Origin of the sequence: Bradyrhizobium sp. 195, assembly GCF_023101665.1 — a bacterium.
Taxonomy (GTDB): domain Bacteria; phylum Pseudomonadota; class Alphaproteobacteria; order Rhizobiales; family Xanthobacteraceae; genus Bradyrhizobium.
The window spans coordinates 6,892,758-6,912,093 of the sequence record NZ_CP082161.1 but is presented as its reverse complement, the minus strand read 5'-3'; the positions used below and the strand labels follow the sequence as shown (position 1 = coordinate 6,912,093).

Sequence of the window (19,336 nt, the reverse complement as noted above, 5' to 3'; positions counted from 1 at the left end):
GCTCTTCCTCGCCTCTCCCCGCAACAACGGGGAGACGGCGTTAACTCATACCGCAATCTTGACCGGCAGCTCTTCCAGGCCCTTCACAAAACTCGAATAAACCCGCTTCGGTTCGCCGACCACCTCGATATGGTCGAACCGCCTCAGGATCTCTTCCCAGATAATCTTGAGCTGGAGTTCGGCAAGCCTGAGGCCCACGCAGCGGTGGATGCCGAAGCCGAAGGACAGATGCGTGCGCGGGCGGGCGCGGTCGATGATGAAATCGTAGGGCTTGTCGATCGCCTCCTCGTCGCGGTTGCCCGAGACGTACCACATCACGACCTTGTCACCTTTCTTGATCTGCTTGCCGCGGAACTCGAAATCGGAGAGCGCGGTGCGGCGCATATGCGCCAGCGGCGTCTGCCAGCGGATCACCTCGGGCACGAAGCTGTCGAGCAAAGCGGGGTTTTCGCGCAGCTTGCGATATTGCTCCGGATGCTGGCTCAGCGCGTGCAACGAGCCCGACATGGTGTTGCGCGTGGTGTCGTTGCCGCCGACGATCAAAAGCACGAGATTGCCGAGGAAGTTCTTTGCGTCCATGTCGCGCGTCGCGGCCCCATGCGCCATCATCGAGAGCAGGTCGCTCTTCGGCGGCTGCGCGATGCGTTCTTTCCAGAGGCGCGCGAAATAGCCGGCGCATTCGGTCAGCTCGGCCTGACGCTCGTCCTCGGTGGCGACGAGACCGTCGGGCCCGGGGATCGTGGTGGCGATGTCGGACCAGCGCGTCAGCTTGCGGCGATCATCCCAGGGGAAGTCGAACAGCACCGCCAGCATTTGCGTGGTCAGCTCGATCGAGACGCGGTCGACCCAGTCGAACACCTCGCCGCGCGGCAGGTTGTCAAGGCACTCGGCCGAGCGCTTGCGGATGTTGAGCGCGAGATTGTCCAGATGCGTCGGCGTGAACATCGGCGCCACGGTCTTGCGCTGCGCCGCGTGGCGCGGCGGGTCCATCGAGATGAAGCTCTCGCGGCGCAGGTCCGGGTCGATGTCGCGGATGGTGATGCCGCCGAGCGAGGAGGCCGAGGAGAACACCGAATGGTTGGTCTCGATCTCCATGATGTCGTTGTAGCGCGTCACCGACCAGTACGGGCCGAACATCGAGTCCTTGCAATAGTGCACGGGATCTTCCCGGCGCAGGCGATCGAAATAGGGCCAGAACGTATCGGTCCTGAACAATTCCGGATCGCCCGGATCGAATTGCTCCAGCGGCAATGACGACGCGCGCTCGCGCAGTGCGTCGAGCTTCGACGCGCTCTCGATGGTCCCATGCATGACCGTTCTCCCTGGCATGAACCGCGCGTTCTCGTTGAATTCTGCGCTGCGGTATTTGATTTGCAATTACAGCCGGTTGTCTGCGCCGGAGCAAGGGAGAGTTTTGTCGCGTCCAACCTTTGCGGGATGGGGTGGGTAGATGCGTAGCCCGGATGGAGCGCAAGCGTAATCCGGGGCCGGCGTCGCTTGGGGCACCATCCCGGATTGCGCTCCGCTCCATCCGGGCTACCGACCTCACAACGTGATCCCGCGCACACCGTTTGTCGTGAAATCATGCCAGAAACCAACCGGAATCGAGGTAAATCGAACCCGGCCATGTTGGGGATCGACCAATCTCTGACCTATAGTTTGATTGCAATAGACCATCACCCCGAGGTTGCCGCCGTGAACGACATGCAATGGACCCCCATCGGCTCACAGCCCATTCCACCGCCGCTGCCGCCCACGGGGGTCGACTTCACCGGAAACCGCTCCGAGTTCCGAAAATTGGTCACCAAGGGTGCCATGCTGGAGCTGGTCACTTTCGGCTTCTACCGGTTCTGGCTCGTCACCGACATTCGCCGTCATCTGTGGGCGAACACCGCGGTGGACGGCGATGCCGCCGAATATACCGGCCGGGCCAAGGAGCTGCTGGTCGGCTTTCTGTTCGCGCTCGCAATCCTGGTGCCGATCTATCTCGCCTACTTCCTGATCGGCATTGAGTTCGAGCGCTGGCAGGGCTTTGCCTCGGTGCCGCTGTTCATCGGCTTCTACGCCTTCGGCCAGTTCGCGATTTTTCGCGCGCGGCGCTATCGGCTGACGCGTACGGTCTGGCGCGGCGTGCGGTTCTGGATGGACGGCTCCGGCTGGGCCTATTCGCTCCGCGCCATGCTGTGGGGCCTGCTCGTGTTCCTGACGCTCGGCCTGGCGCTGCCGTGGCGCGAGGCCGCGCTCGAACGTTACAAGATGCAGCACACCCATTACGGCGATCTCCGCGGTGATTTCGAAGGCGACGGCTGGACCTTCTTCAAGCGCGCCTGGTGGCTGTGGCTGCTCAGCCCGATCGCGCTATTGATCTTCCCGCTCGCGCCGTTCTTCTACGCCGAATTCAAAGCGCGCGAGTGGCGCTGGTGGCTCGACGGCATCCGCATTGGCGACGTCAGGCTGTCCTCGAACCTGCCTCATGATGCCTTCTATGGGCTGTACTGGAAGGTGATCGGCTGGTGGACGTTGCTGTCGATGGCTTTCTCCGCCTATCTCGGCGGCGGCGCCTTGCTTGTCGTCACGCTGAGCGGCGTTCCGGCCGATCAGTTGTTCGGCTCCGACGATGCGGCCAAGAGCATCCCGATGGTGGTGATGATGGTGATCGGGTATTTCGCCCTGGCGCTCGCGATCAACATCGTCATGCGGGTCTATCTTCAGCGCGATCTCTGGTCCAAGGTGCTGGAGACCGTCGGGGTGCACAACATCGCGGCCGCCGCGGATGTGCGCGGCAGCGGCCAGCTCGCCAGCGCGCTCGGCGAAGGTTTTGCCGACGGACTCGATGTCGCGGGATTTTGAGCTGTGAGTGAGTTGTCCACCGAGGCCCCGGCGCAGGCTGTCAAGCCGACGATCTTCTTCGACGGCGTGTCGAGCCGCAGGCGTCAGGTGATGCTGACGCTCGGTGATGCCCTCGAGATCGTCGAGGAGGGCGGAACGCCCGTGCGCTGGGCCTATGCCGATATCCGTCGCGCGGACAGCCCGAGTGGCGTCCTGCGGCTCGCCTGCACAAGTGCGCCGTCCCTGGCGCGGCTCGAAATCCGCGACGCTGCGCTCGCAGCAGACGTGATTGCTCGCTGCATGCGTCTCGACGAGCACCAGACCTCGCGGCGCGGCGTCGCCAAAATCGTCGGCTGGTCGGTGGCCGCCGCAACCTCCATCGTCTGCGTCGTATTGTTCGGCGTGCCACTCGTCGCCGATCGCCTCGCGCCGCTGGTGCCGAAGCCAGTCGAGCGGCGCATCGGCGATGCCGCCGAAGTGCAGATGAAAACCATCTTCGGCCGCAGCGTCTGCGAAGATCCCGCAGGCAAGGCCGCCTTCACGAAGCTCGTCAACCGCCTGCGCGATGCCGCAGGTCTCGACGACGATTCCATGACGGCGGGCGTGCTGCCGACGGCGGTGCCGAATGCCTTTGCATTGCCGGGCGGCAAGGTGTTCGTGTTGAAGGGACTGCTCGACAAGGCCGAAAGCCCCGACGAGCTCGCCGGCATCCTCGCCCACGAGCTCGGCCATCTCAAGCATCACGACAATATGCGCGGGCTGATCTACAACGGCGGCACCTCGTTCCTGATCGGCCTGTTGTTCGGCGACGTCACCGGCTCGAGCGCGGTGATCTTCGCCTCGCGCAGCCTGGTCGAAGCCTCCTACTCGCGCGAGGCCGAGACCGCCGCCGACACGTTCGCGATCGAGGTCATGCACAAGCTCGGCCGCTCGCCAAAGCCCGCTTTTGAGCTGATGTTCCGCGTCACCGGCAAGGAAGGCGGCTCCGCGCTCACCACGATCCTCGCCAGTCACCCCCTGACCGAAGACCGCCTCGCCCGCATGACCCGGGAAGACCGCCCCGTCAGCGGCCCGCCGCTGTTGACGGACAAGGAGTGGCAGGCGCTGAAGAGCGTTTGCGGCAGCGGGAAGATTTAGGGCGGGATGAGATCAGGCATCGATTGATGCAGCGACGGAGGTGCGCCCCCTCTCCTGCTTGCGGGGGTGGGCTGGGGTGGGGTGCTTCCGCAATGGGACACTCCCCCAGAGGAAAGAACCCTCACCCGGCGCTGTGCGCCGACCTCTCCCGCAAGCGGGAGAGGTGACCGAGCCCGCGGTTACTTGATTCAACCTGAAGCGATTTCGCTTTAGAGCGTGCCTACCGCGTCCCGTAGGCGCGGTCGCCGGCGTCGCCGAGGCCCGGCAGGATGAAGCCGTTCTCGTCGAGGCCCTCGTCCACTGCCGCGGTCCAGATCGGAACATCCGGATGCAAGCCGCGCAGCCGCTCGAGTCCTTCCGGAGCGGCGATCAGGCAGGCGAGGCGGATGTCCCTGGCGCCGCGCTCCTTCAGGCGGTCGATGGCGGCGACCGCCGTGTTGGCGGTGGCGACCACCGGTGTCACCACGATCGCGAGGCGCTCGCTGAGATCGGACGGCGATTTGAAGAAATATTCGACCGCCGCAAAGCTGTGCGGCTCGCGATAGAGCCCGATATGGGCGACGCGCGCGGTCGGCACCAGGTCCATCATGCCGTCGACGAAGGTGGTACCGGCGCGCAGCATCGGCACGAACACCAGCTTCTTGCCGGCGATCTTGGCCGAGTGCATCGTCGCCAGCGGCGTCTCGATCACGGTGTCCGCGAGCGGCAAATCGCGCGTCACCTCGTAGCACAGGAGCATGCCGATCTCCTTGATCAGCTCCCTGAACGATTTTGTCGAGATGGATTTGTCCCGCACCAGCGTCAGCTTGTGCTGCACCAGCGGATGATCGACGATCGTGACGCCTTGCATGATGAGATGCCTTTCTTCCTTCTCCCCTTGTGGGAGAAGGTGGCGCGAAGCGCCGGATGAGGGGTTCTCTCCGCGAAGTTCATTGAGAGAAGTGCCCGCGGAGACAGACCCCTCACCCGGCTTCGCTTTCGCGAAGCCACCCTCTCCCACAAGGGGAGAGGGTTAAAACACCGTGCCGTCGCTGATCACCTTGAGCGGCGGCGAACCGTCGGGACGGCGTGAAAAGGCAATGCTGCGGCCGGCGGCCCAGGTACCGCCTTCGAGGATGCTGGCGAGCGGCAATGTCTCGCGCGTGCGCCCGAGTTTTGCGCGAACGAGTTCAGCTAACCGATCGAGCAGCGCCACAGTCAGCGCGCGCCATTCCACGACGAGCAGCGAATCCACCGCATGCGCGCGCGCGGCATCGGTGGGATCGCGCAGCCGCAGCACCTCGTGATCAACGAACAGGCCGCCATTGCGGTATTCGGCAAGCCCCGTCAGCCCGTCGATATCGATGACATTGAACCCGGCGCGCTGCAGCGGTTCGATCAGCGAATAGCTCAGCCATTGCGACAGCTTGTGCAGGGGCACGAGGCCTGCGGTCGCATCATTGGCCTTGATGGCGGGGTGGCGCCAGCAATCGCCGAGCGGAACGCCAGCGACCTCCAGCCGCGACGGCCAGATCGGCCCAAGCTGGTTCAGCACCCCCGACAGAATGGCGGGCGCAGCGACAGTGCCGCCGACGGCTTGCGCGGCGATGTGATCGAACAGGCCGCCCGGCCGTGGCGTGTCATGCAGGCCGAACACGTCCGCGCGCTCCGCCACCAGCCTGCCCAGGCGCTGCAGCAGATCGGTTCGCCCTTCGAGCCCGAGCAGCGGATTGGCCGCGCTCACCTGAAACGCCGCCGTAAGCCCGGCGAGCGGCAGTTGAGCGAGCACATCTGCATCGGCCCTCAAGGGCGAGCCGGCATCGCGCGAAAAAAGACCGTTCGCGAACATGTCGAGGCTGGCGATCGCGAGCCCCTCGGACCGGCCGATGCTTTTGCCGCTGATCGCGTCGCGATATCGCCACGCCGCACCCGCGCCGGCATCGAGCAGCACGCTGACGATGGCGAGATCGAACTCGGCCCGCGCCCGCGCCGCGCGATCCGGCCACGAGGCCACATTCGCAAGGTCCGCCCAGCGGTCGACGCCCTCAATCACAAAATGCCGCCACCGCGCGTGGAACGGCACGTCCAGCGCCGGATAGGCCTTTCGCGTGACCGCGAGCACCGCCTCCGCGACACCATCCATGCGGTCGAGATCAACAGTGAAGTGGCTCAAACCGCCGGCAAGGCCGATATCGAGCATCTCGCCGGCGCGCGCGCGAACTGCTGCTGCACTGAGCAGCGCGCGCGCCTGTCGTTCCAAAGCCTCCGCCATCGCGCGATCAGTATTTTTCCAGCGAACGGCCGACCACGCCGTCCACGTCCTTCTCGGGCGCGATGTCGGACGAGTAATAGCCGGCCGCCTTCTTCGCAGCGATCTCGACATAGGCGTCGGCCGGGATCAGCTCCGGCGGGATCGGCACGCGTTCGACGATGTCGATACCCTGCGAGGTCAGCGCGTCGTATTTCATGTCGCTCATCGACAGGAAGCGGTCGATGCGCTTCAAGCCGAGCCAGTGGATCGTATCCGGCATCAATTGCTGGAAGCGCGCGTCCTGCACGCCGGCGACGCATTCCGTCCGTTCGAAATAGGCCGCGGCCGCATCGCCGTCCTCCTGGCGCTTGCGCGCGTTGTAGACCAGGAATTTGGTGACCTCGCCGAGCGCGCGGCCTTCCTTGCGATTATAGACGACGAGCCCGAGCCCGCCCTCCTGCGCGCCGCGCGCGGATTCCTCGATGCCGTGGATCAGGTAGGGCCGGCAGGTGCAGATGTCGGAGCCGAACACGTCGGAGCCGTTGCATTCGTCATGCACGCGGCAGGTGATTTTTGTGCGATGGTCCGGCAGTTTTGTCACGTCGCCGAACATGTAGACCGTGGTGCCGCCGATCGGCGGCAGGAACACCTTCATGTCCGGCCGCGTCACGAGCTCGGGGAACATGCCGGCGGTCTGCTCGAACAGCGTGCGCCGCAGCTCGGTCTCGGCGGTGCCGAAGCGCGCCGCAAGGCCGGGCAGGTACCAGACCGGATCGATCGCGATCTTCACGACGGAGACGCTGCCATTGGCGTGCACGACCTCGCCGTCGGCGCGCAGCCGCTTTGCAGCGAGTGCCTCGCGGATCTCCGGCAGGTCGAGCCGCGCCCGCGTCACCGCGATGCTCGGCCGGATGTCGACGCCCTCCGCAATGTCCTTGCCGAAATTCTCGGCGACGAGATGTCCCCACGGATCGAGTGCGACGATCTTTGCCGGATCTTGCCACTGCTCGAACGGGCCGATGGTCGCGGCCGGAAACGTGTTGGTGAGGTCGGGCCGCCGGATCGGATCGAGCGCGCCGGCGGAGACCGCGAGCGCGCGGTACATCGCATAGGACCCGCCATGGCTGCCGATCACGTTGCGATCGCCTGCGCGTGACACCGTGCCGATGATCGGCCCCCGTGCGCGCGCATCCGTAGCGCCCCAGTGAATCGGGAAGGCGGCCTTGCCGCCCGGCTCCGGATGCGAGGTCAGGCGGATGTGGTCGGTACGGTTCGCGCGGCTCATGACCAAACTCCCAAAAAGCCAACGGCCCGCCGCTCGGACGGGCCTGGCTCGGTCGCGTTGCCGACGCGGAACACCGGCGACGCAAGCTCAATCCAACATATTGTAGCGGCAACGCACGACAGACAAGTTAATCGTACGGGGCGGTCCAAAGGCCTGTTTCAGCCGCCGCCCCGATCGGCGGACGACGCCAAAACACTCTCTATATCTATGTAATTGTTCGAATTTTTGAAGGGGCGGGCGGCGCCTTCCCCGTCCGAACAGGTGACTGGATAAAACCTGATTATTCGGACATATCGACCGGATCGGCTCTACCCCGGAGACTCCCATGCCCGCCAGCTACATCGATCCCCGCAACGGACAGCTCTATTCCCTTGACCAGCCGCGCTGGTGCTCGGACGAGCGCACGCCGCTGCTGGTGACACCGGGAGGAGGGATTTCGCGCGAGGACATCGAGCTCCGTACGCGCTCGCTCTGGCGTTACCGGGCGGCGCTGCCGGTCGAGATCAAAAATCCGATCACGCTCGGCGAAGGCTGCACGCCGCTGGTTCAGCAGGGCTGGGGCGAGCTGCGGCCGTTGTTCAAGCTCGAATGGTTCAACCCGACCGGCAGCTTCAAGGACCGCGGTTCGGCGGTGATGCTGTCCTTCCTGCGGCAGATCGGCATCTCAGCCATTCTGGAAGACTCGTCGGGCAATGGCGGCTCGTCGATGGCGGGGCTGGGGGCTGCCGGCGGCATGCGCGTGAAGATTCTCGCGCCGGCCTCGACTTCGCCGGCCAAGATCGCGCAGGTGCGGGCCTATGGCGCCGCGGTGCAGCTTGTCGAGGGGCCGCGCGAGGAGTCGGAGGCCGAGGCCATCCGTCAGTCGAGCGAGACCTTTTATGCCAGCCACAATTGGCAGCCGTTCTTCCTCGAAGGCACCAAGTCGCTCGCCTATGAGATCTGGGAGGACCTCGGCTTTCGCGCGCCCGACAACGTCATCGTTCCCGTCGGCGCGGGCAGCAGTCTCTTGGGCTGCGCCTTCGGCTTCCGCGATCTGTTGAAGGCCGGTCAGATCGCAAAGCTGCCGCGCCTGTTCGCGGCGCAGCCACTCAATTGCTCGCCAATCGATGCGAGCTTTCAGAGCGGCGTCGATACGCCCGTCGCGCGCGAGGTCAGCAAGACCATCGCCGAAGGCACCGCGATCAAGAATCCCCTGCGCCTGCGCGAGATCATCGGCGCCTTGCGCGAGAGCGGCGGCGGCACCGTCGCGCTCGGTGAAGATGAGATCGTCGCTGCGCTGCGGCGTCTTGCACGACAAGGCCTGTTCGCCGAGCCGACCAGCGCCAGCGCGGCGGCGGCGCTCGACAAACTCTCCGCCACCGGCGCCATCAAGGCGAACGAGATCACGGTCGCGGTGCTCACCGGCACGGGTCTGAAGGCGGCCACGACCGTGGCTGATTTAGTGCAGTAGGTGCAGTAGGATGGGTAGAGCGCAGCGAAACCCATCAGCTTCGCGGCTGTCGCAGCAGCTGCTTGATGGGTTTCGCTGCGCTCTACCCATCCTACGACGTCAGCGTTTGGAGGATCGCCTCACTCCTTCAAATCATTCACCTGCTTCACCCACGCGCGCACGTCGGCGAGTACGGCGGGCAGCACCGCCTTCGCCTCGGCCACGGTCATGCCCGCCTTGATGCGGGGATCGTACAGCAGATTGAGGATGTACTGATCGTAGACGTCGAAATAGCCCATCGAGACATTGTCGTTGAACATGGTCCAGGGCACGCTCGCGGTGTCGTTGATGGGCCCAAGCGATTGCAGCAATTCTTCGTAGGCGCAGTCGAGGAATGTGAAGTCGCCGTTGTCGACGGTGAGGATGACGTCGGAATGCTCGATCTCGAAATTGTCGTTCTTGCGGAAGCCGGACAGGCATTGCGGGTCGAGCGAGGTGCGGATCTCGCGCGCCTTCTCCGCGCCGTAGAAGCTCGAGATGGTGCGGAAGAGATCGCGGTCGCGCACCAGCTTCACGCGCACATTCGCCGCTTCGTTGGTATCGATCATGGCGATGTCGAGATGCTGCACGCGACGGCCGATGTCGGCCACGACCTTTGCGAGCTGCGCCTTGCGGTCAGTGCGGTCGCTCTCGGCGAACACGCGCACCGGTCCGTCGAATTTGCGAATGCGGTCGACGCGTCCGGCGAGATGATATTCGGCGCCGAACGCCGTCTTCAGGAAGCCGTCGACGATCTCGCCGTCGGTAAAGCTCTTCTTCTCGGTGCGCTGACGCGAGGAGATCGCGGGCAATTCGCCCGCGGCGGCCATGGTAGCGGTGTCAGGCACCAATGTGAGCGCGGCGAGCGCCAGAAGGGCGATGCGAAGGCCAGGCGCGGGCGAGGGGAGTGCGCTCATCGTCGCTCGACGCTGCCGCATTCGCGTCGCGCACACAAGTCCGCAAATTCACGCGTCCAGCGGTTCCCGCGTAGGGTTGGCAAAGGTGCGAAGCGCCGTGCCCACCATCTCTCGACAACAGCCACCGATCGGTGGGCACGCTTCGCTTTGCCTACCCTATGGACGCTCGCGTGCGTCTAGTTGTTCAGCACCACCACCGTGGTACCGACTGCGACGCGACTATAGAGGTCCGTCACGTCGTCATTGGTCATGCGGAAGCAGCCCGAGGAGACCGCCTGGCCGATCGTTTCCGGCTCGTTGGAGCCGTGGATGCGGTAGAGGGTCGAGCCCAGATACATCGCGCGCGCGCCCAGCGGATTGTCGACGCCGCCCTTCATGTGGCGCGGCAGGTCGGGCCGGCGGGCCAGCATTTGCGACGGCGGCGTCCAGTCCGGCCATTCCTTCTTGGCGGTGATCCTGTGGACCCCGCCCCAGCGGAAGCCGTCACGGCCGACGCCGATGCCGTAGCGCAGGGCCTGGCCGTTCTGGAGCACCAGATACAGCCGCCGTTCGCTGGTGTTCACCACGATCGTGCCGGGCGCGTAACTGCCGTTATACATGACGGTGGTGCGGGGAACGGGATTGGCGCCGGAACGGAAGAAGTTCGGGCCGCCACCCATGATGTCGCGCGAGTCGAACTCTTCGGCGACCGCGCCACCCGCCGTGGCCGACAGCAGTGCGATGGCGGCAATCGGCGCGGCAAAAAACCGGATCATTGTATCCCCCAGCAAAAAATCGATTCAACAAAGGCCACAGGCCATATTTGCGGGCTTTTCGCAAGCCACGGCCCCGTGAGGCAGGTCCTTCCCTGGCACACAGGCCATCTTCACGATTGGCGTTACCAAATCGGCAACCACAATTTGCCGAAAAACATTAGCCAAACCGGCGCATCGTCGCGCGGGGCAGGGCCGCGATGCCGCCTCTTGCTTTGACGGAACGCGCGAACAATGATTGATCGAACGGATATTTGGACATGGCCGGTTGCGGGAGCCTCTGATGAACGGTGCGGAAAGCCTGGTGCGGACGATGGTCAAGGGTGGGGTGGATGTCTGCTTCACCAATCCAGGCACCTCCGAGATGCATTTTGTCGCAGCGCTCGACCGCGTCCCCGGCATGCGCTGCGTGCTCGGCCTGTTCGAAGGCGTGGTGACGGGCGCTGCCGACGGCTATTACCGCATGAAGGGTACGCCGGCCTCGACCCTGCTGCATCTCGGCCCGGGTCTCGCCAACGGCCTTGCCAACCTGCACAACGCCAAGAAGGCGAATTCCGGCATCGTCAACATCGTCGGCCAGCACGCCGTCTACCACATCGACTACAACGCGCCGCTGACCTCCGACATCGAGGGCCTGGCCCGGCCGATGTCGTCCTGGGTCCGGACCTCGCCGAACTCCAAATCAGTTGCCGCTGACGGCGCCGCGGCGATCGCCGCCGCCAAGAGCGCACCGGGGCAGATCGCGACGCTGATCCTGCCCGCCGACACCGCCTGGAACGAGGCCGACGGCATCGCTGAGGTGCCTGCCGAGCAACAGCGCGCCAGCTACTCGCCGCAGGCGGTCGAGCAGGCCGCAAAAATCCTGCATGGCGACGGCGAGGGCACGCTGCTGCTGATGACCGGCAGCGCATTGAGCGAGCAGGGCCTGGCGCTGGCCGAGCGCATCGCCGCCAAGTCCGGGTGCACCGTGATGGGCCCGACCTTCCGTCCCAAGATGGCGCGCGGCCGCGGCCGCTACTCGATCGATCGCATCCATTACGTGATCGAGAACGCGCTGCCGATGCTGGCGAAGTTTCGTCACATCGTGCTGATCGAGTCCGACGATCCCGTCGCGTTCTTCGCCTATCCGAACAAGCCGAGCATGCTCAAGCCCGAGGGCTGCGAGGTCCATCGCATGACTTCCTGGGGCGAGAACTCGGTTGCGGCGCTCGAAGCACTTGCCGGCGCGGTGAAGGCCAGCGCCAAGGACGTCAAGCCGCAGGCGTTGGCTGAACTGGTCAAGCCGACCGGCGCGCTCACCTTCGCCTCGATCGCGCAGGCGATCGCCTGTGCTATCCCTGAGAACGCGATCATGGTCGACGAATCCCTGACCACTGGCCGCGGCTTCTTCCCGCCGACGGCGGCGGCCGCCCCGCACGACTGGCTCCAGAACATGGGTGGCTCGATCGGCTTCTCGACGCCGCTGTCGATCGGCGCCGCGATCGCCTGTCCGGATCGCAAGGTGATCACCATGGTCGGCGACGGCAGCGCGATGTACACGATCCAGTCGCTGTGGACCCAGGCGCGCGAGAACCTCAACATCGTCACCATCGTGTTCGCCAACCGCATCTACCAGATCCTGCGCGGCGAGTTCGACAATGTCGGCGCCGGCGAGCCCGGCCAGCGCGCCAACGACATGCTGAGGCTCGACCGTCCGACGCTGGATTTCGTCGCGCTGGCCAAGGGCATGGGCGTGCCCGGCCGCGCCGTCACCAATGCCGACGAGTTCAACAAGGCGCTGGCCGAAGCCGTCGCCGAGCCCGGCCCGCGGCTGATCGAAGTCCAGATGTAAGTCTGACTGGTCGCGCCTCATGTAGCCAGGATGGAGCGCAGTGTAATCCGGGACGCGTGCGTTTTGCGAGAACCCGGATTGCGCTACGCTTCATCCGGGCTACTCAAGATTGCGCCCGGAGGCAAAATGCAGACCGAGCTGAACAAGGTGATCGCGGCGCTCCGGGACTTCTACGCCCACGAAGGCTTCCTGTTCGAAAAGGACATCGGCGAGCGCGCGGTCACGCACCGCTTCGCCGTGCATCTGGAGAAGCAGTTCTCCGGCTGGTCGGTCGACTGCAACTACGATCGGCTCGGCGAGCGCACGCTGCATCTGCCGCACGGCACCATCATCTCGACCGACGACCATCTGGGAAAGTCGATCTATCCTGACGTCGCCGTGCATCAGCGCGAGATCCCGAACAATCTGCTCACGGTCGAGATCCGCAAGGCCAGCAATCACACGCCGCTCGAGCACGACCAGCACAAGCTGCGGGCGCTGACCGACGTGCATGTCTGGTTTCCGTACTGGATCGGCGTGCTGCTGGTGCTGGACAAGAACCAGGTGACGATGTCGGAGGTCTATGTCAGCGGGCTCGTCGATGAGGCGCAGTCGCGCTGGTTCGCGACGCGGCTGGCGGAGATCGGGCTCGGCCCCGCGCAGTAGCGCGTGTCCTCATGCGGGTCAGATTTCGAGGACAAAGCGGAAGTCCCTCCACCCGGACAGCCTCGACCGCTCGTGAGAGCAGAAGCTCAGTTACGAGAGCGCCCTCCGCCGCATTCGCGCGGAGCTTTTTCAATCAAGTCCGCATGTTCCTTGTTGCAGCTGTCCGGTTGCGCAAGGGAGCCATCTACCAATGTGCGAAAGCGAACAGAGCTCATTGCCGAATTTTCCTAGACTGTGGGCGCTTGGCCTTCCCCAAGGTCCAAGCACCTCCAGCGGCCCCGGCCCTCCACACCCTCAGAAGCCCCCACGGCCGGGGCCGTCATTGGCGATCATCGAAGTTCGGCCTGACCTCACCGCCGTGGTGCCGCAATCGGTGCAGACGAAGCGTCGCCTCGATATCAGACAGCCGCCACCTCAATGCCTCCCGCGATATCGTTCATCTACGCGCCTGCGACAGTTCAGTAAGGAACTGCAGCCTCGCTACCGCATTTTCGGCTTGCACAGTTTACCCGGTTATAGGGCGGGGTCCTCTTGCGTGTCGTAGGGCCTACAATGGATGCTGATGATCGCACGGCTGTTCTGAAACAGCGTTTCGACTGGCTTCTTTCCGAGTTCTCAGAGTTAGAAGACTTGCGAACTCGCGTGAGCGCAGCCGAGCGTATTGCAAGACAGTCGGAACCTCGAGCGGGAACCGGACGAAGCAATTCGCCAAACGACTAAAGCAATAATTATCGGCAAGCTCGAATCCACGCTGGCGCGGCCACCATGGAAATGACGGTTGGAACCTGATGCGTAAGGCTGCGGCTGTGCGACGAGATGTCACCAGCGGCATTGAACCTCAGAGCCGCGCTGACAACGCCTTCCTGCACGTATGAAATCAGCGCTCCCTCGTCGTCTCGATCTTGGCTGTGCGGTCGCGTCCAGCCAATCGACCGCCGCGGCCATCGGGTCAAAGGAGCTCATCGTCCTGCCTACTTGCCAACACAAGCGGGCTGATAGGACAGGTTCAATGAACGATCGCGAAATGTGGATCAGACCCGACTGAGACATCGGGCCGCGCCCTTCCGGCCTTGGGCCAAGCCCAATCTCTTCCTTATATCAGCTCGCTTAGCAGAGCCGATATTGTGCTTCGTCCGTGCTTAGGGGCGAGAGATGCGACGGCGAGAGATCATAGCAGCGATTGCCACTATGGTAGCAGCCTGGCCGCTCCCGGTGCGGGCTCAGCGAGGTGTGCGAAAGCCCTGGCGCGTCGGACACTTGATCGGAGGGACGCCGGCCGGATCGTCGCGGGTCAGTGTCGGGCTCATCGAGGGGCTGCGCGATTTGGGCTATATTGAGGGGCGCGACTACGTCGTCGAATACCGCTATGCCGAAGGACGTTACGACAGATTTCCCGAACTTGCCGCCGAGCTGGTTCGCTTGAATGTCGATGTTGTCGTCTTAGGCACGCCTGCGGCCATTTCCGCGATGCGGAACGCAACGAGCACTATACCGATCATCATGAGTAACGTGAGCGATCCGGTTGGTAGTGGCTTCGTCTCCAGCCTTGCGAGGCCAGGTGGCAATGTCACCGGCCTTGCGACCTCACACGAGAGCACGATTTCCAAGCAGATTGAATTTTTATCGGAGATCCTGCCCAAGCTCGCGCGTATCGGCGTTCTTGCCAACCCGGATAGCCCGACGACCGTACCGGGGCTGGCAACGGCTCAGGCGGCGGCTCAACGAACCGTTATTGAGATATGGCGAGCGGATGCGCGCAACGCAGACGAGATCGATAATGCCTTCGTTCATTTTGCCCAACAGCGTGTCGAGGCCGTTGTCGTCATCACTGATGCCGTCTTCGCCCTGCATCGCAGACGTATTGCGGAGCTCGCGATGAAGGCCAACCTGCCAACGACGTTTGGCCACCGCGAATATGTGGTCGACGGAGGGACTCTCAGTTATGGATACGACATCAAGGATTTCCTCCGCCGCTCGGCGGCGCTCGTCGACAAGATCTTCAAGGGAGCCAATCCTGCTGATTTGCCGATCGAGCAGCCCACACGGTTCTTTCTGACAGTCAACCTCAAAACGGCGAAAGCGATCGGACTGAAGCTTCCTGAATCGTTCCTGATGCGCGCCGACGAGGTGATTGAATAAGACCGGGTACGCTGGGATTACTCACAGCAGCAATTAGCCCTTGCTGCTTTCCTGTTTCTACGCTTTCAAAGCGAGAACGGACATCGCTGATCTAGCTTCGTTCGTCCGCCTGTGATCCCAAGTCGACAAATGGAGCGGGTTACAGTCATTCAAGCACCTCATCGGCGCGCATAAGAACACTATCTGAAATGCTAACACCCAGCGACTTGGCCGCCCTGAGGTTGATAATCAGGTCAAACTTCACGGGTTGCTGAATAGGCATGTCTGCTGGCGTTGCTCCGCGCAAGATCTTGTCCGTATACTCTGCAGCCCGACTGAAAAGGTCGCTGAAGTTCGGTCCGTACGAGAGCAAGCCCCCAGCGTCGACGAATTCTCTGAATGCGAAGATGGTCGGGATTTTGGCGGAGGCGGTCGCCGCAATTATTTGGCTTTTGTTGGCGTTGGTAAGAGGCTCGCTGTAAACATATAGCGCATCGGTGTGGCCGGACAATTTGGCCATCGCAGGCTCAATGTCGTTAGCTGTCGCTATCTCGATCACATTGAGCTCTATGTTCATTCTTGCGGATGCGACCCGCATACCGGCGAGCTCTTGCTTGAGGCCTGCATAATTGATGTTGACCAATGCAGCGAGACGCCGAACGCTCGGAATAGCCTCCCTTAGTAGTTCGAGACGTTTGCTGCTCAGCTCACCTGGCTGGACGGAAAGTCCTGTCACGTTGCCGCCGGGTCGAGAGAGGCTTGCGGCAAAGCCGTTGGCTACGGCATCCCCGTAGGCTGCAAATACAATCGGGATGGTAGACGTTGCCTGTTTGGCGGCCACTACACCGTATGCCGACGTGACGATTACATCGACCTTCTGCCGCACGAAATCGCCTGCAAACTCCTCAGTCTTCTGTACATCCCCAGCCGCCCACTTGTACTCGATCCTGACATTGCGCCCGTCTGCCCATCCGAGTTCTGACAGCCGTTGCGCGAAGGTCGTCACCCATGCTCCGTGCGAGGCCTGCGAGCCTGCCACTAGGAAGCCAAGTACCGGTCGCTTGACTGATTGTTGCGCGAAACTTCGGATCGGCCTGGCAGTTGCCGCACCTACGAGAAGAGTCAGGAGCTGCCTGCGTTTCATCCGATGCTCCAGTGCCCGCATTCTAGCTTGTCACATCGCCGACCAATTGGGTAACGCAATTCTCGCTTCGCTCAGGCCTGTTTTGCTGTGGCTGTGGCGGCGCGCGCGTCGTGCGCGCACGCCGCCGCTTCATCAGTAAGAGTAGGGCTGCGAATACGCGTACCGCGGATTGATGCCGCAATAGGCCGATGTGCCGGAGGCGCTCGCCGCGCATTGCTGGTAGCTGGCGAACTGGCAGTTGCCGGGATAGCCCCAGCTGCGGCCTTGCAGGCAGTATCGGTCGCTGGCGGCCTGGGCCGGAGCCGCCGACAACGAGGCGGCGATCAAGGTTGCGAATGATGCAAGCGTGAGAATGGTGCGACGCATTTCAGTCTCCGTCGATTGGGGGGTGGAACGCCGGGCCTTGGCGTTCCCGTGGCCTGTCTGACGCACGGTCATGCTGTGTTGGTCGCCGCGACGCCGGATGCGTTCGAGGCGAGGTACATCGTGACGCAGCCGGTGGAGAGCAATGTGATCTCGGCCACAGTTCTCATGCAGGATCAGACCTAATGTTGACAGACTTGCACGCGTCGATGCCGCAGGCCTAGGTTTGGCCTGGTTCGGGTCAGGCAAATTTGGAGGTTCTGATGCAAAAGTCATACTTGCTGGCCGCGACAGCGGCACTGGCGCTCATCATGCAAACACCGCTCGCGTCGGCTCAGACTGCGCCCGCAGCCGGCGGAACCGCGGCGCCTGCGGCGACTAGCACTGCGCCGGCAGCGACGACGGCACCGGCTGCGACCACCGACAGCTCCAGCCAGCCGACCGACACCAAGAAGAACGCATCGAAGAAGCCGGCGAAGAAAAAGATGACGCGGCAGCAGGAGATCGATCACTCAGTCGACAGCGGCACCGTGCCCGCGCGCTATCGCAGCTCGGTGCCCAAGCAGTACCAGCAATATATTCCGTTCGATAAGCAATAGCCGATCGCATGGCGGCGCGACTTCGTTGCGCCGCCGGCACCTTCGAGCGCACGCCATCGAAGGACGGCCCGGACCGGGCGGCTTCCGACCTCACATCCCCGGTGGCGGTCTGCGAGAGCAGTGCTAGAGTGGGCCGAACCCCGGGGGGAATGATGAGCGACGACGTGAAGGATGCGGGCCTTGTGGCCATGATCAGCAGCATCCTTGGAGGCAACAAGCGCGCAGAAAGTGTTGCACCGCCGCCGCTCGCCGAGGGGCCGCCGACAGTGCCTTTGAACGGGGCGGAAGCGGTTGCGGCGCCCATCGCCGAGGTGGTGTCGACCGGGCAGGAGGATGTGCCCAACGCTGCGCCGGCGGCCGTAGAGCCGGTCGAGCAGCCCGCGAAAATTATCACGACGCGGGATGGCAGGCAGCTGCTGCCTGCGGAAGCGATCGCCGATCTCGTGCTGGGTGAGCTGCGCAAGCTGGAGAATTTTCCGGCAACCGGCGCCTCCGTCACGGTCTATGGCTACCGGCATTGGAACGCGATGATCACCTTCGCGCCGTTTTCGACCAATTTCCAGAATGCAACACGGTTCCGCCAGGCCATGCCTGATATCGTCTTCAAGCTCCGTCGTTTCGTCGAACTTGAGATATAGTCTGGCTCGATCACCGGCGGCGGAACACGCCCGCGCTGGCAGCCAAGACAGTTCGACAGGATTCCAAATTGAGCGTCGCCTTTACCAAGGAAGAAAGCGCCGAGACCGCGTCCGAGACGCTGTTGCCCGATCGCCCGATCTCGCCGCATCCGAACCTCGTGACGGAAAAAGGCCTGCAGGCGTTGCAGACGCAGCTTGCGGAAGCCCGCGCGGCCTATGAAGCCGCGCAAGCCATCGAGGACGTCAACGAAAAGCGCCGGCAATCGGCCGTGCCCTTGCGCGACGCCCGCTATCTGACGGAACGCCTGCGCACCGCGCAGCTCGTCCCTGATCCGACGTCGACGGATATCGTTGCCTTCGGCAGCACCGTGACCTTCAGCCGCGCTGACGGCCGCGTGCAGACCTATCGCATCGTTGGTGAGGACGAAGCCGATCCTAAGGCGGGGACGATCTCGTTCGTCGCGCCGGTGGCGACGTCGCTGATGGGCAAGGCGGTCGGCGATGTCGCGGGCTCAGGCGCGCAGGAGATCGAGATTCTGGCAATCGCGTAGCGCGTGCGCAGGGCCGGACCGAGGATTGCGCGGCAAAGGGCGCTATCGACAGGAGCAATCCCATTCGCCTAAAGCATGATCCGGAACAGCGCGAGGCCGTCGTCTCCGCCAAACAAAGTTTGATGGTTGGATGAGACGGTTTCTGTCGGGAGCGTTGCCGTTCTACGCGCTGGCTGGACTGGCCATGTGCATGTACCTCGTCCTGTACAGGACGAACCTGTTCGACTTGAACGCCCTCGTCCAGGGTGCGGCCGGGTCATGGTGGTTTCCGGCCTTCATGTTCGCCTGCGTGCTGCTGGAGTCGGTCTTCCCGTATTTCGGCTATTTCCCCGGAACGGCGCTGATCCTGATGTCCGCGGCGCTCAATCCGAAGTCCGCGGATGGCTCCGTCTTTGCCGTGGCGTGGCTCGCCATCATCGTGGGCGCCGTTCTCAGCTACGGACAGGCTCGCTTCTTCAGACCGTTCCTGCAGCGGGTGGCTTCGAAAGCGGCACTGAGCCGCTGTGAGTCGCTGTTCGACGCCTACGGCCGTTACGCGCGCATTGCCTTGTTCGTTCATCCCAACGCCTGCGCGATGTATTTCACGGCGCTCGGACTTCTCGGCCGCAATCTGACGCGCGAGCTCGCCTATCTCTGTGTGGGTGCCGCGGCCGCTGTGGGCATTCTGTTCGTCATCGTCACCAGGCTCGTGTCGTCCGTCGGTCCCACCGACGACGGCGAATTGCAGGTGCTGCTCGCCGCTGCGCTGGTCGCGATGGGGACACTGGTCGGTCTCTACACGGCGTGGCGGCCACAGCGGGCGGTGTGAAGCCCGCTCCGTGATTGTGCG

General features: G+C 63.6%; 18 protein-coding genes. 10 read left to right on the top strand and 8 right to left on the bottom strand.

What is annotated here, in order from left to right; genetic code table 11:
- Positions 1 to 45: 45 nt before the first annotated feature.
- Positions 46 to 1,311, bottom strand: coding sequence for a cytochrome P450 (locus IVB26_RS32205; RefSeq protein WP_247969033.1), 1,266 nt, complete (start codon positions 1,309 to 1,311; stop codon positions 46 to 48).
- 393 nt (positions 1,312 to 1,704) lie between these two features.
- On the opposite strand from IVB26_RS32205, the gene IVB26_RS32200 reads away from it, so the two are divergent.
- Positions 1,705 to 2,850, top strand: coding sequence for a YjgN family protein (locus tag IVB26_RS32200; RefSeq protein ID WP_247973326.1), 1,146 nt, complete (start codon positions 1,705 to 1,707; stop codon positions 2,848 to 2,850).
- A gap of 3 nt (positions 2,851 to 2,853) precedes the next feature.
- Positions 2,854 to 3,966, top strand: a complete 1,113-nt coding sequence (locus tag IVB26_RS32195; RefSeq protein ID WP_247969032.1) for a M48 family metallopeptidase — start codon at positions 2,854 to 2,856, stop codon at positions 3,964 to 3,966.
- 220 nt (positions 3,967 to 4,186) lie between these two features.
- Here the strand turns inward: IVB26_RS32195 and upp are convergent, their stop codons facing one another.
- The 3 genes from upp to IVB26_RS32180 form a co-directional block, all read right to left on the bottom strand.
- Positions 4,187 to 4,816 carry a uracil phosphoribosyltransferase gene (upp, locus tag IVB26_RS32190; protein WP_239621548.1) on the bottom strand — a complete coding sequence of 210 codons (630 nt, stop codon included), beginning with the start codon at positions 4,814 to 4,816 and terminating at the stop codon, positions 4,187 to 4,189.
- A gap of 162 nt (positions 4,817 to 4,978) precedes the next feature.
- Positions 4,979 to 6,217 (bottom strand): URC4/urg3 family protein, encoded by a 1,239-nt coding sequence (locus tag IVB26_RS32185; protein ID WP_247969031.1) that lies wholly within the window; start codon positions 6,215 to 6,217, stop codon positions 4,979 to 4,981.
- A gap of 7 nt (positions 6,218 to 6,224) precedes the next feature.
- Positions 6,225 to 7,481 carry a GTP cyclohydrolase II gene (locus tag IVB26_RS32180; RefSeq protein ID WP_247969030.1) on the bottom strand — a complete coding sequence of 419 codons (1,257 nt, stop codon included), beginning with the start codon at positions 7,479 to 7,481 and terminating at the stop codon, positions 6,225 to 6,227.
- Between the two features lie 325 nt (positions 7,482 to 7,806).
- On the opposite strand from IVB26_RS32180, the gene IVB26_RS32175 reads away from it, so the two are divergent.
- Complete coding sequence (locus IVB26_RS32175) at positions 7,807 to 8,931, top strand: threonine synthase (RefSeq protein WP_247969029.1); 1,125 nt, start codon at positions 7,807 to 7,809, stop codon at positions 8,929 to 8,931.
- A gap of 119 nt (positions 8,932 to 9,050) precedes the next feature.
- On the opposite strand, the gene IVB26_RS32170 is transcribed toward IVB26_RS32175, so the two are convergent.
- Complete coding sequence (locus IVB26_RS32170; RefSeq protein WP_247969028.1) at positions 9,051 to 9,866, bottom strand: DUF2927 domain-containing protein; 816 nt, start codon at positions 9,864 to 9,866, stop codon at positions 9,051 to 9,053.
- Between the two features lie 176 nt (positions 9,867 to 10,042).
- Entirely contained in the window at positions 10,043 to 10,621 is a 579-nt protein-coding gene (locus IVB26_RS32165) for a L,D-transpeptidase (protein ID WP_247969027.1), read from the bottom strand.
- A gap of 280 nt (positions 10,622 to 10,901) precedes the next feature.
- Here IVB26_RS32165 and IVB26_RS32160 point away from each other — a divergent pair, with 280 nt between their 5' ends.
- The 3 genes from IVB26_RS32160 to IVB26_RS32150 all read left to right on the top strand — a co-directional run bounded on the left by IVB26_RS32160 (position 10,902) and on the right by IVB26_RS32150 (position 15,233).
- Positions 10,902 to 12,449 carry an acetolactate synthase large subunit gene (locus IVB26_RS32160; protein WP_247969026.1) on the top strand — a complete coding sequence of 516 codons (1,548 nt, stop codon included), beginning with the start codon at positions 10,902 to 10,904 and terminating at the stop codon, positions 12,447 to 12,449.
- A 126-nt stretch (positions 12,450 to 12,575) separates the two neighbouring features.
- Positions 12,576 to 13,094 carry a hypothetical protein gene (locus tag IVB26_RS32155; RefSeq protein ID WP_247969025.1) on the top strand — a complete coding sequence of 173 codons (519 nt, stop codon included), beginning with the start codon at positions 12,576 to 12,578 and terminating at the stop codon, positions 13,092 to 13,094.
- A 1,257-nt stretch (positions 13,095 to 14,351) separates the two neighbouring features.
- Positions 14,352 to 15,233, top strand: a complete 882-nt coding sequence (locus tag IVB26_RS32150; RefSeq protein ID WP_247969024.1) for an ABC transporter substrate-binding protein — start codon at positions 14,352 to 14,354, stop codon at positions 15,231 to 15,233.
- A gap of 145 nt (positions 15,234 to 15,378) precedes the next feature.
- On the opposite strand, the gene IVB26_RS32145 is transcribed toward IVB26_RS32150, so the two are convergent.
- Positions 15,379 to 16,218: an ABC transporter substrate-binding protein gene (locus tag IVB26_RS32145; protein WP_247969023.1), complete on the bottom strand. Its 840-nt coding sequence runs from the start codon at positions 16,216 to 16,218 to the stop codon at positions 15,379 to 15,381.
- A gap of 270 nt (positions 16,219 to 16,488) precedes the next feature.
- Entirely contained in the window at positions 16,489 to 16,722 is a 234-nt protein-coding gene (locus tag IVB26_RS32140) for a DUF3551 domain-containing protein (RefSeq protein WP_247326189.1), read from the bottom strand.
- Between the two features lie 260 nt (positions 16,723 to 16,982).
- On the opposite strand from IVB26_RS32140, the gene IVB26_RS32135 reads away from it, so the two are divergent.
- From IVB26_RS32135 to IVB26_RS32120, 4 genes are all read left to right on the top strand, one after another.
- Positions 16,983 to 17,318 (top strand): hypothetical protein, encoded by a 336-nt coding sequence (locus IVB26_RS32135; RefSeq protein WP_247969022.1) that lies wholly within the window; start codon positions 16,983 to 16,985, stop codon positions 17,316 to 17,318.
- A gap of 152 nt (positions 17,319 to 17,470) precedes the next feature.
- Positions 17,471 to 17,956, top strand: coding sequence for a hypothetical protein (locus IVB26_RS32130; RefSeq protein ID WP_247969021.1), 486 nt, complete (start codon positions 17,471 to 17,473; stop codon positions 17,954 to 17,956).
- 68 nt (positions 17,957 to 18,024) lie between these two features.
- Complete coding sequence (greA, locus tag IVB26_RS32125) at positions 18,025 to 18,507, top strand: transcription elongation factor GreA (RefSeq protein WP_247969020.1); 483 nt, start codon at positions 18,025 to 18,027, stop codon at positions 18,505 to 18,507.
- 130 nt (positions 18,508 to 18,637) lie between these two features.
- Positions 18,638 to 19,315, top strand: coding sequence for a hypothetical protein (locus IVB26_RS32120; protein WP_247969019.1), 678 nt, complete (start codon positions 18,638 to 18,640; stop codon positions 19,313 to 19,315).
- Positions 19,316 to 19,336: the final 21 nt, after the last annotated feature.

Bases quoted from the DNA above. Each gene is read 5' to 3' on its own strand.
- IVB26_RS32205 (WP_247969033.1), bottom strand. From the start codon at position 1,311: ATGCATGGGACCATCGAGAGCGCGTCGAAGCTCGACGCACTGCGCGAG.
- IVB26_RS32200 (WP_247973326.1), top strand. From the start codon at position 1,705: ATGCAATGGACCCCCATCGGCTCACAGCCCATTCCACCGCCGCTGCCG.
- upp (WP_239621548.1), bottom strand. From the start codon at position 4,816: ATGCAAGGCGTCACGATCGTCGATCATCCGCTGGTGCAGCACAAGCTG.
- IVB26_RS32185 (WP_247969031.1), bottom strand. From the start codon at position 6,217: ATGGCGGAGGCTTTGGAACGACAGGCGCGCGCGCTGCTCAGTGCAGCA.
- IVB26_RS32180 (WP_247969030.1), bottom strand. From the start codon at position 7,481: ATGAGCCGCGCGAACCGTACCGACCACATCCGCCTGACCTCGCATCCG.
- IVB26_RS32175 (WP_247969029.1), top strand. From the start codon at position 7,807: ATGCCCGCCAGCTACATCGATCCCCGCAACGGACAGCTCTATTCCCTT.
- IVB26_RS32170 (WP_247969028.1), bottom strand. From the start codon at position 9,866: ATGAGCGCACTCCCCTCGCCCGCGCCTGGCCTTCGCATCGCCCTTCTG.
- IVB26_RS32165 (WP_247969027.1), bottom strand. From the start codon at position 10,621: ATGATCCGGTTTTTTGCCGCGCCGATTGCCGCCATCGCACTGCTGTCG.
- IVB26_RS32160 (WP_247969026.1), top strand. From the start codon at position 10,902: ATGAACGGTGCGGAAAGCCTGGTGCGGACGATGGTCAAGGGTGGGGTG.
- IVB26_RS32155 (WP_247969025.1), top strand. From the start codon at position 12,576: ATGCAGACCGAGCTGAACAAGGTGATCGCGGCGCTCCGGGACTTCTAC.
- IVB26_RS32140 (WP_247326189.1), bottom strand. From the start codon at position 16,722: ATGCGTCGCACCATTCTCACGCTTGCATCATTCGCAACCTTGATCGCC.
- IVB26_RS32135 (WP_247969022.1), top strand. From the start codon at position 16,983: ATGCAAAAGTCATACTTGCTGGCCGCGACAGCGGCACTGGCGCTCATC.
- IVB26_RS32130 (WP_247969021.1), top strand. From the start codon at position 17,471: ATGAGCGACGACGTGAAGGATGCGGGCCTTGTGGCCATGATCAGCAGC.
- IVB26_RS32120 (WP_247969019.1), top strand. From the start codon at position 18,638: ATGAGACGGTTTCTGTCGGGAGCGTTGCCGTTCTACGCGCTGGCTGGA.